Source organism: Cupriavidus sp. YAF13 (assembly GCF_052113425.1).
Taxonomy (GTDB): Bacteria; Pseudomonadota; Gammaproteobacteria; order Burkholderiales; family Burkholderiaceae; genus Cupriavidus.
On record NZ_JBFRDD010000011.1, the window covers coordinates 105,360 to 118,974 of the forward strand.

General features: G+C 64.9%; 15 protein-coding genes and 1 tRNA gene. 8 read left to right on the forward strand and 8 right to left on the reverse strand.

Features of this window, described 5'->3' with window-relative positions:
* Positions 1 to 20: 20 nt before the first annotated feature.
* The 5 genes from proB to rplU form a co-directional block, all read right to left on the reverse strand.
* The gene (gene proB, locus AB4061_RS11955; protein WP_441633929.1) at positions 21 to 1,139 is read right to left on the reverse strand and encodes a glutamate 5-kinase; all 1,119 of its coding nucleotides are present in this window, start codon (positions 1,137 to 1,139) and stop codon (positions 21 to 23) included.
* 39 nt (positions 1,140 to 1,178) lie between these two features.
* On the reverse strand, positions 1,179 to 2,279 hold the full coding sequence (gene obgE / locus AB4061_RS11960) for a GTPase ObgE (RefSeq protein WP_441633931.1): 1,101 nt from the start codon (positions 2,277 to 2,279) through the stop codon (positions 1,179 to 1,181).
* Positions 2,251 to 2,412: a hypothetical protein gene (locus AB4061_RS11965; protein WP_441633933.1), complete on the reverse strand. Its 162-nt coding sequence runs from the start codon at positions 2,410 to 2,412 to the stop codon at positions 2,251 to 2,253. The genes obgE and AB4061_RS11965 overlap by 29 nt, the downstream gene beginning before the upstream one ends.
* A 16-nt stretch (positions 2,413 to 2,428) precedes the next feature.
* Complete coding sequence (gene rpmA / locus AB4061_RS11970) at positions 2,429 to 2,689, reverse strand: 50S ribosomal protein L27 (protein ID WP_006162509.1); 261 nt, start codon at positions 2,687 to 2,689, stop codon at positions 2,429 to 2,431.
* Between the two features lie 70 nt (positions 2,690 to 2,759).
* The gene (gene rplU, locus AB4061_RS11975) at positions 2,760 to 3,071 is read right to left on the reverse strand and encodes a 50S ribosomal protein L21 (protein ID WP_006162510.1); all 312 of its coding nucleotides are present in this window, start codon (positions 3,069 to 3,071) and stop codon (positions 2,760 to 2,762) included.
* A 572-nt stretch (positions 3,072 to 3,643) separates the two neighbouring features.
* On the opposite strand from rplU, the gene ispB reads away from it, so the two are divergent.
* The 8 genes from ispB (at position 3,644) to AB4061_RS12015 (ending at position 10,877) form a co-directional block, all read left to right on the forward strand.
* Positions 3,644 to 4,573 (forward strand): octaprenyl diphosphate synthase, encoded by a 930-nt coding sequence (gene ispB, locus AB4061_RS11980; protein ID WP_441634028.1) that lies wholly within the window; start codon positions 3,644 to 3,646, stop codon positions 4,571 to 4,573.
* Positions 4,574 to 4,684: 111 nt separating this feature from the next.
* Positions 4,685 to 4,761, forward strand: a tRNA-Pro gene (locus tag AB4061_RS11985).
* A gap of 243 nt (positions 4,762 to 5,004) precedes the next feature.
* Positions 5,005 to 6,759 (forward strand): type IV-A pilus assembly ATPase PilB, encoded by a 1,755-nt coding sequence (pilB, locus tag AB4061_RS11990; RefSeq protein WP_441633935.1) that lies wholly within the window; start codon positions 5,005 to 5,007, stop codon positions 6,757 to 6,759.
* A gap of 30 nt (positions 6,760 to 6,789) precedes the next feature.
* Positions 6,790 to 8,055, forward strand: coding sequence for a type II secretion system F family protein (locus AB4061_RS11995; protein WP_441633937.1), 1,266 nt, complete (start codon positions 6,790 to 6,792; stop codon positions 8,053 to 8,055).
* Positions 8,056 to 8,058: 3 nt separating this feature from the next.
* Positions 8,059 to 8,976, forward strand: a complete 918-nt coding sequence (locus AB4061_RS12000; RefSeq protein WP_441633939.1) for a prepilin peptidase — start codon at positions 8,059 to 8,061, stop codon at positions 8,974 to 8,976.
* 67 nt (positions 8,977 to 9,043) lie between these two features.
* A complete protein-coding gene (gene coaE / locus AB4061_RS12005) occupies positions 9,044 to 9,670 on the forward strand; it encodes a dephospho-CoA kinase (RefSeq protein WP_441633941.1) in 627 nt (208 codons plus the stop codon).
* Positions 9,671 to 9,928: 258 nt separating this feature from the next.
* A complete protein-coding gene (gene zapD / locus AB4061_RS12010; RefSeq protein ID WP_441633943.1) occupies positions 9,929 to 10,687 on the forward strand; it encodes a cell division protein ZapD in 759 nt (252 codons plus the stop codon).
* Between the two features lie 4 nt (positions 10,688 to 10,691).
* The gene (locus AB4061_RS12015) at positions 10,692 to 10,877 is read left to right on the forward strand and encodes a DNA gyrase inhibitor YacG (RefSeq protein WP_441633945.1); all 186 of its coding nucleotides are present in this window, start codon (positions 10,692 to 10,694) and stop codon (positions 10,875 to 10,877) included.
* A gap of 51 nt (positions 10,878 to 10,928) precedes the next feature.
* On the opposite strand, the gene AB4061_RS12020 is transcribed toward AB4061_RS12015, so the two are convergent.
* The 3 genes from AB4061_RS12020 to argJ all read right to left on the reverse strand — a co-directional run bounded on the left by AB4061_RS12020 (position 10,929) and on the right by argJ (position 13,607).
* A complete protein-coding gene (locus tag AB4061_RS12020) occupies positions 10,929 to 11,372 on the reverse strand; it encodes an NUDIX domain-containing protein (protein WP_441633947.1) in 444 nt (147 codons plus the stop codon).
* The gene (locus tag AB4061_RS12025) at positions 11,369 to 12,271 is read right to left on the reverse strand and encodes an ATP-binding protein (protein ID WP_441633949.1); all 903 of its coding nucleotides are present in this window, start codon (positions 12,269 to 12,271) and stop codon (positions 11,369 to 11,371) included. The genes AB4061_RS12020 and AB4061_RS12025 overlap by 4 nt, the downstream gene beginning before the upstream one ends.
* A gap of 106 nt (positions 12,272 to 12,377) precedes the next feature.
* Entirely contained in the window at positions 12,378 to 13,607 is a 1,230-nt protein-coding gene (argJ, locus tag AB4061_RS12030) for a bifunctional glutamate N-acetyltransferase/amino-acid acetyltransferase ArgJ (protein WP_441633951.1), read from the reverse strand.
* Positions 13,608 to 13,615 lie beyond the last annotated feature (8 nt).

The following is a 13,615-nucleotide window of genomic DNA, read 5'->3' on the forward strand; positions in this document are numbered from 1 at the left end:
CCTCGGAACAATCTGTCCGCTCAAACCAGTACCAGGTTGTCCCGATGGATCAGCTCGTGCTCGTTCTGGTGGCCAAGCACCCGCTCGATCTCGGACGAGGGCTTGCGTGCGATCAGCTTGGCTTCCGAGCTGGCGTAGTTGGTGATGCCGCGCGCCACCTCATGGCCCGCCGCGTCGATGCAGGCAATGACCTCGCCGCGCGCGAACTCGCCCTGCACTTCCACCACGCCGATCGGCAGCAGCGACTTGCCGCCGCTGGTGAGCTTGTCCACCGCGCCGGCATCGATCACCACCCGCCCGCGCAACTGCAGGTGGTCGGCCATCCATTGCTTGCGCGCGGTCAGGCGGCCAGTGGGGGCCAGCAGTTGCGTACCGATGCCCTCACCCCCGGCCAGCCGCTCCAGCACATTGGCTTCGCGCCCGGATGCGATCACGGTATGCGCGCCCGACTTGGCGGCGCGCTTGGCGGCCAGAATCTTGGTCAGCATGCCGCCGCGGCCAATCGACGTGCCGGCGCCGCCGGCCATGGCCTCGAGCTCCACCGCGCCAGCCAGCGCCTCGTCCACGAACTGGGCCTGCGGGTTGCTGCGGGGGTCGGCGGTATAGAGGCCCCGCTGGTCGGTCAGGATCACCAGCGCGTCGCCTTCAATCAGGTTGGTGACGAGCGCACCCAGGGTGTCGTTGTCGCCAAACTTGATTTCGTCGGTGACCACGGTGTCGTTCTCGTTGATGATGGGCACGACACCCAGCGACAGCAGGGTCAGCAGGGTCGAGCGCGCATTGAGGTAGCGCTCGCGGTCAGCCAGGTCGGCATGGGTCAGCAGCACCTGGGCGGTGCGGATGCCGTAGCGGCCGAACTGGCTTTCGTAGACCTGGGCCAGGCCCATCTGGCCCACCGCCGCGGCGGCCTGCAGTTCGTGGATTTCCTTGGGGCGGCGCACCCAGCCGAGGCGCTGCATGCCCTCGGCGATGGCGCCGGAGCTGACCAGCACGACTTCCTTGCCGGCCATGCGCAGCTTGGCGATCTGTGCCGCCCAACGGGCGATGGCCTCGTGATCGAGGCCCTTGCCGTCGTTGGTCACCAGGCTGGACCCAACCTTCACGACGATACGTTTTGCCTGGGCGATGACCGATTGCATGGCGGGAATCCTGTCTGCTGGGTGCTGCTGTTCTTGTCGTTAATTCTGCTCGCCGCCGGACTGGTCGACGTTGTGCAGGCGGTCATCCAGGCGGATGTCCGGCTCCGCCAGCGCGGCGACTTCCTCGGCCTTGATCGCGGCCAGGTGATCCTTGATCGCGTAGATCAGTTCGCGGCAGCCTTCGCCGGTCAGGGCGGAGATGCGGAACACCGGGCCCTTCCACTTGTAGCGCTTGACGAAGTCCTTGACGCGCGCATCGCGCTCTTCCTCGGGCACCACGTCCAACTTGTTCAATACCAGCCAACGCGGCTTTTCGTACAGGCTTTCGTCATACTTCTTCAGCTCGTTGACGATGGCGCGGGCTTCGGCCACCGGGTCCACGGCTTCATCGAACGGCGCCAGGTCGACGATATGCAGCAACAGCCCCGTGCGCTGCAAATGGCGCAGGAACTGATGGCCCAGCCCGGCGCCTTCCGCAGCGCCTTCGATCAGGCCGGGGATGTCGGCCACCACGAAGGACTGCTCGTGATCGACCCGCACCACGCCCAGGTTGGGATGCAGGGTGGTGAAGGGATAATCGGCCACCTTCGGGCGCGCATTGGAAATGTGCGAGATAAAGGTCGACTTGCCGGCGTTCGGCATGCCCAGCAGGCCCACGTCGGCCAGCACCTTCAGCTCCAGCTTGATCATGCGGCGCTCGCCCGGCTTGCCGTCCACCTGCTGGCGGGGCGCGCGGTTGGTACTGGACTTGAAGTGCAGGTTACCCCAGCCGCCCAGGCCACCCTCGGCCAGGCAAACGGTCTGGCCGTGTTCGGTCAGGTCGGCGATCAGCTCGCCGGAATCCATGTCGAGGATCTGCGTGCCGACCGGCATGCGCAGGTTCACATCTTCGCCGCCCGCGCCATAGCAATCGGCGCCCCGGCCATTCTCGCCGTTGCGCGCCACGTGCTTCTTGGCGTAGCGGAAGTCGATGAGCGTGTTGATGTTGCGGTCGGCCACCGCGTAGACGCTGCCGCCGCTGCCGCCGTCGCCACCGTCGGGGCCACCGAAGGGCACAAATTTCTCGCGCCGCATCGATGCGCTGCCATTGCCGCCGTTGCCGGCGATGACTTCAATTCTGGCTTCGTCGATGAACTTCATGATGACCTTCCGTGGTGTAGCGGCCGCAAAGCGCGCGCCCGGCCGGGATGGCAAGGCCGCTGGCGCGGCGAATGGCAACAATGACATTGTCGCCAGAAAAGAAAAAGCCCCGCAAGTACTGCGGGGCCTTCATGCTGCAAAGGCTGTGATCAGACTGCCGGAACGACGCTGACCTGCTGCTTCTTGGCAGCGCCCTTGACGGCGAACTGCACGTGGCCGTCGACGAGAGCAAAGAGGGTGTGATCCTTGCCAATGCCAACGTTATCGCCCGGGTGCACGCGGGTACCGCGCTGACGCACGATGATGCTGCCGGCGTTGATGGCTTGACCACCAAACACCTTGACGCCCAGACGCTTCGATTCGGAATCGCGGCCGTTCCGTGTGGAACCGCCGCCCTTTTTCTGTGCCATGACTAACTCCTGTCGCTTTACTTTACCTAGTTACGCTTGRATTCGATTTCGACGATGACTGAGCGCTGGCTCAGCCAATGATCTCTTCGATGCGCAGCTCGGTGTAATTTTGACGATGGCCTTGACGCTTTTGATAGTGCTTGCGACGGCGCATCTTGAAGATCTTCACCTTATCGTGACGACCTTGGGAGATAACGGTAGCCTTGACGGAAGCCCCGCTAACCAGCGGCGTACCAAACTTGAGTTGGTCGCCTGCGCCCACTGCGAGCACCTGGTCGAGCGTGATTTCTGCGCCAATGTCTGCCGGTATCTGTTCTACTTTAAGTTTTTCGCCAGCAGCAACCTTATATTGCTTGCCGCCGGTTTTTACGACCGCGTACATTGTCGAACCTCTCGATGTGAAATAAAACGCCGAAAGCCAACGCCGGCGCGCCCTTGCGTCCGTTTCATCCCGATCCAGGCAACGACCAGGACAGGGAAAACAGACAAGCCGGACGGCCCAATTGGCCCGGTTATCTCCCACCAGCGCATCTGCAGACAATACAAAGCGGCCGGAGGAAACCCACGATTCTATACCAAAGCCGGGAAAAGTACAAAGAAAACAGACACATAGCCTGCCCGGCGCCGCGCGGCGCCGCCTGAAGCACTTCTCCGCCCACCCGGGTCAGATCAGATCCGCGAGCAGGAAACCCGCCAGGGCGGCGAAAGCTGCCCACAGTGCGGTGCGCCGGAGCTGGCGGCGCGAGGAGGAAGGTGGCTGGGTCATGGCGGCATTATAGGTGCACGGGACCGCCACACCCGCTTTGCGCGCGCAACGCCCGCTCGCCTTGCCGCACCCCCCGTTCAGGGGACATACATACACCCGCATCGCTTATAATCGACGGGTTTTGCGTAACGGTGAACATCTTGTCCCAGTCTTCCGCCACTGCCTTGCTTGCCCCGGTCGCTGCCGACATGCGCGCCGTTGATTCGGTTATCCGCCAGCGCCTCGCTTCGGAAGTGCCCCTGATCGAGCAGATCGGCGAGTACATCATCAGTGCGGGCGGCAAGCGCCTGCGCCCGGTGATCCTGCTGCTGTCCGCACGGGCCTTCGGTTACGACGGCAACCGGCACCACGAACTGGCCGCGGTGGTCGAGTTCATCCATACGGCCACGCTGCTGCACGACGACGTCGTCGACGAGTCGGAGCTGCGCCGCGGCCGCCAGACCGCCAACGCGGTCTTCGGCAACGCCGCGAGCGTGCTGGTAGGCGACTTCCTCTATTCCCGCGCCTTCCAGATGATGGTGGACGCCGGCAGCATGCGCATTATGGAGATCCTCTCCAATGCCACCAATGTCATCGCCGAAGGCGAAGTGCTGCAGTTGCTGAACATGCACGATCCCGAGGTCACGGTGGAGCGCTACCTGCAGGTGATCCGCTACAAGACCGCCAAGCTCTTCGAAGCCTCGGCCCAGCTCGGCGCTGTGCTGGCCGGTGCGGACGCGGCCACCGAAGAAGCTGCCGCGGAGTACGGGCGGCGCATCGGCACCGCATTCCAGCTGATTGACGACATGCTGGACTACACCGCCAGCGCCGAGCAGATGGGCAAGAATGCCGGCGACGACCTGCGTGAAGGCAAGCCCACCCTGCCGCTGCTGCACCTGCTCGAGCACGGCACTGCGGAACAACGCACACTGGCTCGCGAAGCCATCGTGCAAGGCGGCACCGAGCATTTCGATGCGGTGTTCACCGCGATCCACGCCAGCGGCGCGCTCGAGGTCACCTTCCAGGCAGCCCAGCGCGAAGCCGAAGCTGCGGAGAAAGCCGCCCAGCAGTTCCCCGACTCCCCACTGAAGCAAACGCTGATCGACCTGTGCGCGTTCTCGCTGCAACGGCAGTCCTGATGCCAAGGCGCGCCGTGCCGGCGCCCTCTTCCATTCCGGAAAAAAGGCTGCTACACTTGTGTGCTTTCGCGCTGCAGCAGTAATTAGGCAGGCAACGCAGAGAAAAATAAACGGGGTGTAGCTTAGCCTGGTAGAGCGCTACGTTCGGGACGTAGAGGCCGGAGGTTCGAATCCTCTCACCCCGACCAGTTTCACGGTCCCCGAGACCGTACAAGAAAGGCCGCACAGCAATGTGCGGCCTTTTTTCATTGGCGTGTCCGGCTCGCCAATCCTGATTTCCACCCCTTCCCCATCCCCCCGCGCAAGTAGGGTTGCGCCCGTGTCGTGCAAACGCCAACACCCTGTCCGGTGCGCCTTTACAAAAAGTGACCCCGGCGGCAAACTGCCCCGATTCGGGGTCCTCGGCCGCTTGCGGCCAATCGTTTTTTGCCATGACACTTGGTCTAGCTCTTGCACAGAGCCGGCGTATCGCGCCGGCCCTGCTCGCCCAGCTTGAACAGTCGGCACGAGAAAAAAAGTCGCAGCTGATCGACGAGATCATCGCCAGCGGCACCATGACTGCACATGATGTGGCGATCTTCGCGGCTGATAAGTATCAGCTGCCGCTGGTCGATCTGAATCAGTACAACCTCAACAAGGTGCCGCCGGCACTGGCGGGCAATCGCGAGTTCCACGCGCACCGCCTGCTGCCGCTGGGCCGGCGCGAGAACCGCCTGGTGCTGGCGTTGTCCGACCCGGGCAACCAGGCCGGGCTGGACGCCATCAAGCAGAAATACAACCTGCCGGTGGAACCCGTCGTGGTCGAGCACGACAAGCTGATGCAATACGTGCGCTCGGCTTCCGACGACAGCGGCGGCACGATCAAGTCGATCGGCCCGGGCCATGTCGAGCGCAAGATGATCGACTACGACCCGGTGGCATCCGCCGGGGCGCTGCGCAACAAGACCGCGGCCGACATCGACGACGCGCCCGTGGTTCGATTCCTGCACAAGCTGTTGACCGAAGCCTTCCATCGCGGCGCCTCCGATCTTCACTTCGAGCCGTTCGAGACCTTCTACCGCATCCGCTTCCGGGTGGATGGCGTGCTGCAGGAAGTGGCACGGCCGCCGGTGGACATCCGCGACAAGATCTCCACCCGGATCAAGGTGCTGTCGCGCCTGGACATCTCGGAAAAGCGCGTGCCGCAAGACGGCCGCATGAAGCTGCTGATCGCGCTGCCCAAGGAAAAGGGCGGCGACAAGGACGGCAAAGACAGCAAGGAGCCCAAGGAAACCGTGGAGAAGGCGATCGATTTCCGCGTCTCCACGCTGCCGACGCTGTTCGGCGAGAAGATCGTGATCCGGATCCTGGAGTCGTCGTCCGACAAGCTCGACATCGACCAGCTCGGCTACGAGCCGGCGCAAAAGGCGCTGTTGCTGGACGTGATCAAGCGCCCCTACGGCATGGTGCTGGTTACCGGCCCCACCGGCAGCGGCAAGACGGTGTCGCTGTACACCTTCCTGAACCGGCTGAACCAGGGCGACATCAATATCTCGACCGCCGAGGATCCCGCGGAAATCCAATTGCCCGGCATCAACCAGGTCAACGTCAACGAAAAGGCCGGCCTGACTTTCTCCGCCGCGCTGCGCTCCTTCCTGCGCCAGGATCCCGACATCATCATGGTCGGCGAAATCCGCGACCTGGAAACCGCCGACATCTCGATCAAGGCGGCGCAGACTGGCCACCTGGTGTTCTCGACGCTGCATACCAACGACGCGCCGACCACGCTCACGCGCCTGATGAACATGGGTGTCGCGCCCTTCAATATCGCGTCGAGCGTGCTGCTGATCACCGCCCAGCGGCTTGCGCGTCGGCTGTGCACCTGCAAGCGCCCCGGAGAGCTGGCCCGCGAGGTGCTGGCCGACGCCGGCTTCCAGGACGAGGACCTCGACGGCAGCTGGCAGCCTTACCATCCGGTCGGGTGCGAGCGCTGCAACGGCAGCGGCTACAAGGGCCGCTGCGGCATCTACCAGGTGATGCCGATCACCGAGCCGATGCAACAGATCATCCTCGCGCATGGCACGGCACTGGAAATCGCCGAACAAGCGCGTAAAGATGGCGTGCTATCGTTGCGCGAAGCTGGCCTGGCCAAGGTGAAGCAGGGTCTCACCTCGCTCGAAGAAGTGCTGGCCACAACAAATATGTAAAACAACAAAAGATGTCATTAGGGGTCAATCATGGCGACACGCGCACCAGCCGCAGCCGCTCGCAAGGCGGCCGCGCCCAAGGGGAAACCAGGGCGTAAAGCGCCCACGCAGTACCTGTTCGAGTGGGAAGGCAAGGACCGCAAGGGCAAGGCGTTCTCGGGCGAGCTGCGCGCGCAGAGCCAGGCCGAGGTCAATGCCACGCTGCGAAAGCAGGGGCTGACGGTCGTCAAGCTGAAAAAGCGGCGGGCCGCGCGCGGGCGGAAGATTACCCAGAAGGACATCGCGTACTTCACGCGCCAGCTCTCCACCATGCTCAAGGCGGGCATCCCGCTGCTGCAATCGATCGACATCATCGCGCGCGGGCATGCCAACCCCAACTTCACCCAGCTGCTGTCCGAGATCCGCTTTGACATCGAATCCGGCAGCAGCATGGCGCAGGCCTTCCGCCGCCATCCGCGCTACTTCGACACGCTCTACTGCAACCTGATCGATGCCGGCGAGCAGGGCGGTATCCTGGACTCCCTGCTGGAGCGCTTGTCGCTCTATATGGAAAAGACCATCGCGCTGAAGAGCCAGATCAAGTCGGCCATGATCTACCCGATCGCCGTGCTGACCGTGGCCTTCGCGGTAACGGTCATCCTGATGATCTTCGTGATCCCCGCGTTCAAGGGCGTGTTCTCCAGCTTCGGCGCCAACCTGCCGGCGCCGACCCTGGTTGTGATCGCCATGTCGGACTTCTTCGTCGACAATTGGTACCTGATCATCGGCGCGCCGATCATCGGCATCACGATGTATTTGCGCGGGCTAAAACGCTCGGAAAAGGTCCAGCGCGCCAGCGACCGCCTGCTGCTCAAGCTGCCGATCTTCGGCTCGCTGTTCCGCAAAGCGGTGATTGCCCGCTGGACCCGCACGCTTGCCACCATGTTCGCCGCCGGCACGCCGCTGGTGGAGTCGATGGAATCGGTCGCCGGCGCCGCCGGCAACTGGGTCTACTACGACGCCACCAAGGAAATCGAGCAATCGGTACGCATCGGTACCAGCCTGACCAACGCCATGCAGGCCACCCATGTCTTCGACAGCATGGTGTTGCAGATGACGCAGATCGGCGAGGAGTCCGGCGCGCTGGACAATATGCTGCTGAAGGTGGCGGAGTTCTACGAGCGCGAGGTCGATGACGCTGTCGCCGCCATCTCCAGCCTGATCGAGCCGCTGATCATCGTGATCCTGGGCGTGCTGATTGGCGGCATGGTGGTGGCAATGTATCTTCCGATCTTCAAACTGGGACAGGTGGTGTAAGGCATGTGGCTGTTTTCCGCGGATGGCGCCAGTGGCGCGATTTCTTCACTGGCTGCCCCCGCGCAGACCATTGCCGAGCTGGCGGCGCTGCCGCCCTGGTTCCTGGTCGCCGCCGCTGCGCTGATCGGCTTGCTGGTCGGCAGCTTCCTCAACGTGGTGGTGCACCGCCTGCCGCGCATGATGGAGCACGACGAAGCCAACTACATCGCGTCGCTGCGCGACGACCCGATCCCCCACCCCGAGCCCTACAACCTGATGGTGCCGCGCTCGGCGTGCCCGCACTGCGGACACGCCATCGGCGTGCTGGAGAACATCCCGGTACTGAGCTACATGTTCCTGCGCGGGCGCTGTTCATCGTGCGCCGCGCCCATCGGCGCGCGCTATCCACTGGTGGAAGCGGGCACCGCACTGCTCACCGCGCTGGCCGCCGCGCACTTCGGCCCAACCTGGCAGGCTCTCGCGGCCATCGCCCTGATCTGGGCCCTGATCGCCCTCACCCTGATCGACGCCGACACACAGCTACTGCCCGACCAGATCACGCTGCCGCTGGTATGGCTGGGCCTGCTGCTCAATCTCGGCGGGCTGTTCGCACCGCTGGCGGATGCCGTGATCGGCGCGGCCGCCGGCTACCTCCTGCTGTGGACGGTGTACTGGATCTTCAAGCTGGTGCGGGGCAAGGAAGGCATGGGCTATGGCGACTTCAAGCTGATGGGCGCGCTGGGCGCCTGGTTCGGCTGGCAGGCCCTGCCGGCGCTGGTGCTGCTCTCCTCCGTGGTGGGGCTGGTTTTCGCGCTTGCCAATATCGCGCTGCGCCGTCAGGATCGCGATACGCACTTCGCCTTCGGCCCCTATATCGCCGGAGCCGGGCTGCTTGTGCTGTTCTTTGGGCCCAACGTGCTGCCGCTGGGCATTGCGGGCTGAACGGGCGCCGGCCGCCGGCCGACCTAGGGCCGCCCTTATCACACCCACAGCAAGCTTCGAGACCTACATGCTGCAAATCGGACTGACCGGGGGCATCGGCTCTGGCAAGACCCGCGTGGCGGACCTGTTCGCCGCGCGCGGCGCCGCCCTGATCGACACCGACCTGCTCGCGCACGAGATCACCGCGCCGGGCGGGCTGGCCATTCCTGCCCTGCTGGAAGCCTTTGGCCCCGCCTGCCTGCGCGCGGACGGCGCCATGGACCGCAATGCCATGCGCGAGCTGGTGTTCTCGGACCCGGCGGCCAAGGCCCGGCTGGAGGGCATCACCCACCCCCTGATCCGCCAGTTGACCGAGGCGCGCGCCGCCGCGATCCGCGCCTCCGGGCTGCATCCCTACCTGATCTACGTGGTCCCGCTGCTGGTCGAATCGGGCTCATGGCGCGCGCGGGTGGACCGGGTGCTGGTGGTGGATTGCAGCGAGGCCACGCAGATTGCACGGGTCATGGCACGTAACGGCTTTTCCCAGGGCCAGGTCGAGGCCATCATGGCCAGGCAGGCCAGGCGCAGCGAACGCCTGGCCGCTGCCGACGATGTGGTCGACAACGAGGGCCTGCCGGAGGCCCTGCCAGCGCAGGTGGATCGCCTGGACCAGTTGTACCGCACCCTGGCTAGCGCCCGGGCAGCCACGGGCTGAGTGACTGGCCGCATCCGCACCAACTTTGTGCGGTGCTGCATGCGGCACCCTAAGTCGGACGTTTCATTGTCCTGTTTGGCGGTCTCGCATAGAATGCGCTGGAATCACGCGGGAAATGGCCGCATACTGCCGATATTGCGGGCCCGGGCCGATTCGCATCGCGCAGGCCCGGATACACCGGAAGCCTCGCCGCTCCGGCAACGCCGCCCGGGTCAGAGTGCCCACCCGCCAACCCGCCCTGTTGCACGAATACACCCATTGATTCTGTACGAATATCCTTTTAACGAACGCATCAGGACTCTCCTGCGCCTGGAAGACCTGTTCGATCGGCTGGATTATTTTCTCGGCCAGGATCACGCCCTGCAGCATCACGTGGCGTTGACGACGCTGTTCGAGATCATCGACGTCGCCGGCCGCGCAGACCTGAAGACCGACCTGCTCAAGGAACTGGAACGCCAGCGCCAGGCGCTTGCCGCGCTGCGCGCCAATCCGCAGATCGACCAGGGTGCGCTGGATAGCGTCATCAGCGAGATCGAGCAGGCGGTCACCCAGCTTAACCAGTCGGTTGGCAAGGCCGGGCAGTTGCTGACCGACAACGAGTGGCTGACCAGCATCCGCAGCCGCGCCATCATCCCTGGCGGCACCTGCGAGTTCGACCTGCCGGCCTACTACGCCTGGCAGCACCGTCCCGTCGAAGACCGCCGCGCGGACATCCTCAAGTGGGCGCGCCCGCTGGTGCCCCTGCGCCTTGGCACCAACACCGTGTTGCGCCTGCTGCGCGAGTCCGGCCAGAGCGGCAAGGTCATCGCCACCGGCGGCAGCTACCAGCAGATGCTGTCCGGTCGCAGCTACCAGCTGATGCAGGTGCTGCTGGATGAATCGCTGCTGGCCTTCATCCCCGAGATGAGCGCCAACAAGTACATGCTGTGGGTCCGTTTCACGCAGCAGGATGGCGACTTGCGTCCCCGTTCGGTCGACGCCGACATCCCTTTCCTGCTCAAGCTCTGTAATTTCTGAAGCAATGACAACCGTAGTCAAATGCCCCACCTGCGGCACGGACGTGGCCTGGGTACCCGAGAGTAAATTCCGTCCCTTCTGCTCGAACCGCTGCAAGCAGATCGACCTGGGCGCGTGGGCGTCCGAGAAATACGTGATTGGCGGCAAACCCGGCGAAGAGCCCTCGCCGGACGATCAAGACGAGGACTAAGCACCGCACGACCGTTGCGGCCCCGGTGACCCCGACGACGGCCCCGACAGTTCAGGCGGTGCCGCTCTCGGCAGCCAGCCAGTCGACCACGGGGATCGTAGCCGGCAGCAAGGGGCCCACGTCCACCGGCGCCGATTGCCACGAGAAGGCCTGGCCCTCGCGGCCGACCAGCTCGCCCGTCCACGCGGTGACCTTGCAGAAATGCAGGCGCACATAGGCATGCGGGTAGTCATGCTCCAGCACGTGCCAGCGCACGCTGGCGCCCACCTCGATGCCGAGCTCCTCATGCAGCTCGCGCGCCAGCGCCTCTTCGACTGATTCGCCCGGTTCCAGCTTGCCGCCCGGGAACTCCCAGTAGCCTTCATAGGGCTTGCCCGCCGGCCGCTGGGCCAGCAGGAAGCGCCCGTCGGGCTGCACCAGCACGCCAACGGCAACCTCGGTCACCTTACGCGCCGCCGGCGCCGCTGCATCGGTTACCTGCGATGCCTCGCTCATGCCTGGCCGTCCTGCGCCGAGGCCATATAGGGCTTGCCATGCTTGCCGCCCCAGTCGCGGGCGAACTGCCAGGCCACCCGCCCCGAGCGCGAGCCGCGCTCCAGCGCCCACACCAGCGCATCGCCACGTGCTGCGGCGATGTCTTCGGCGCTGCAGCCAAAGTGCCCGAGCCAGTGGCCGACGATGGCCAGGTACTCGTCCTGCTTGGGCGGATAGAACGACAGCCACAGCCCGAAACGCTCGGACAGCGAGATCTTTTCCTCCACCACTTCGCCGGGATGGATCTCGCCATCGTCGGTGTGCCGGTAGGTCTCGTTGTCCTTCATGTACTCGGGCAGCAGATGGCGGCGGTTGGAGGTGGCATAGATCAGCACATTGTCCGACTGCGCGGCCACGGAGCCGTCCAGCGCCGACTTCAGCGACTTGTAGCCCGATTCGCCTTCTTCGAACGACAGGTCGTCGCAAAAGATGGCAAAACGCTCGGGACGCGCCGACAACTGCTCGACGATATCGCCGAGGTCGCCCAGGTCATCCTTGTCCACTTCCACCAGGCGCAGGCCATCCTTGACGAAGGCATTGAGGCAGGCTTTGATCAGCGAGGACTTGCCGGTGCCGCGCGCGCCCGTCAGCAACACGTTGTTGGCCGGCAGGTGCTGCACGAACTGGCGCGTATTGGCCACGATGGCATCCTTCTGCCGCACGATGTTCTTCAGGTCGTCGAGATGGATCGGCGGCAGCTGGCGGATCGCCTGCAGGTAGCCTATGTTGCCGAACAGGCTCTGCCGCTTGCGCCAGCGGAAGGCGACGGCCTGCTCCCAGTCAGCTTCGGTCAGCTGGGGCGGCAGCCATTGTTCAAGGCGGGCGAGGAAACTATCGAGGCGGGCAGCAAGGTCTGACATGGCGGCTTGGGGGGAAAAGCGGATCGTTGGCAGGAGGGCGGGCGGCTGGCGTGCCGAGCCCGCGCTGGCGGGAGCGGCACGCACGCAATGCGTGCCTGGCTGGTGCCTACGAACGATAGTCCGCGTTGATCGAAACGTAGTCGTGCGACAGGTCGCAGGTCCAGACCGTGGCGGTGGCGTCGCCGCGGCCCAGCGCGATGCGCACGGTGATTTCGGCCTGCTTCATCACACGCTGGCCGTCTTCCTCACGATACTCGGGGTTGCGGCCACCGTCGCGCGCGACCAGGACATCGTCCAGCCACAGATTGACGCGCTCCACTTCGAGATCGTCCACGCCGGCATAGCCCACCGCGGCCAGGATGCGGCCCAGGTTGGGGTCCGAGGCGTAGAAGGCGGTCTTGACCAGCGGCGAATGCGCCACCGCGTAGGCGATCAGGCGGCATTCGGCCACGTCCTTGCCGCCCTCGACCTGGATGGTCATCAGCTTGGTGGCGCCTTCGCCATCGCGCACGATCATCTGCGCCAGTTCCTGCGACAGGTCGGTCAGCGCGGCTCGCAGCGTCTCGAAGTCCGCCCCCTCGGCACGCTCGATGGCCGGCGCGCCGGCCTTGCCGCTGGCGATCAGCACGAAGGAGTCATTGGTCGACGTGTCGCCGTCGATGGTGATGCTGTTAAAGGAGTGATCCGCCGCGTACGACACCAGCGCCTGCAGCACATCCTGCGACACGGTGGCATCGGTGGCGACGAAGCCGAGCATGGTGGCCATATTGGGGCGGATCATGCCCGCGCCCTTGCTGATGCCGGACAGCGTCACGGTCTTGCCGCCGATCTGCACGGTGCGCGAGGCGGCCTTGGGCTGGGTGTCGGTGGTCATGATCGACTCCGCCGCGGCCAGCCAGTTGTCGGGCTTGGCATTGGCGATGGCAGCGGGCAGCGCGGCGGTGATGCGGTCCACCGGCAGCGGCTCGAGAATCACACCGGTCGAGAACGGCAGAACTTGCTCGGGTGCAATGCCGAGCTGCGCGGCCAGCGCATCACAGGTGGCGCGCGCATTGGCCAGGCCCGGCTCGCCCGTGCCGGCATTGGCGTTGCCGGTGTTGACCACGATCGCACGGATGCCCTTGCCGGCGGCCAGGTGCTCGCGGCAGACCTGCACCGGCGCGGCGCAGAAGCGGTTGCGGGTGAACACGCCCGCCACGGTGCTGCCTTGGGCAACGCGCACCACCAGCACGTCCTTGCGGTTGGCCTTGCGGACACCCGCTTCGGCCCAGCCGAGCTCGACGCCGGCGACAGGTTTCAGGTTTTCTGCCAGCGGCAGGGGCAGGTTGACGGCCATGTGCGTTC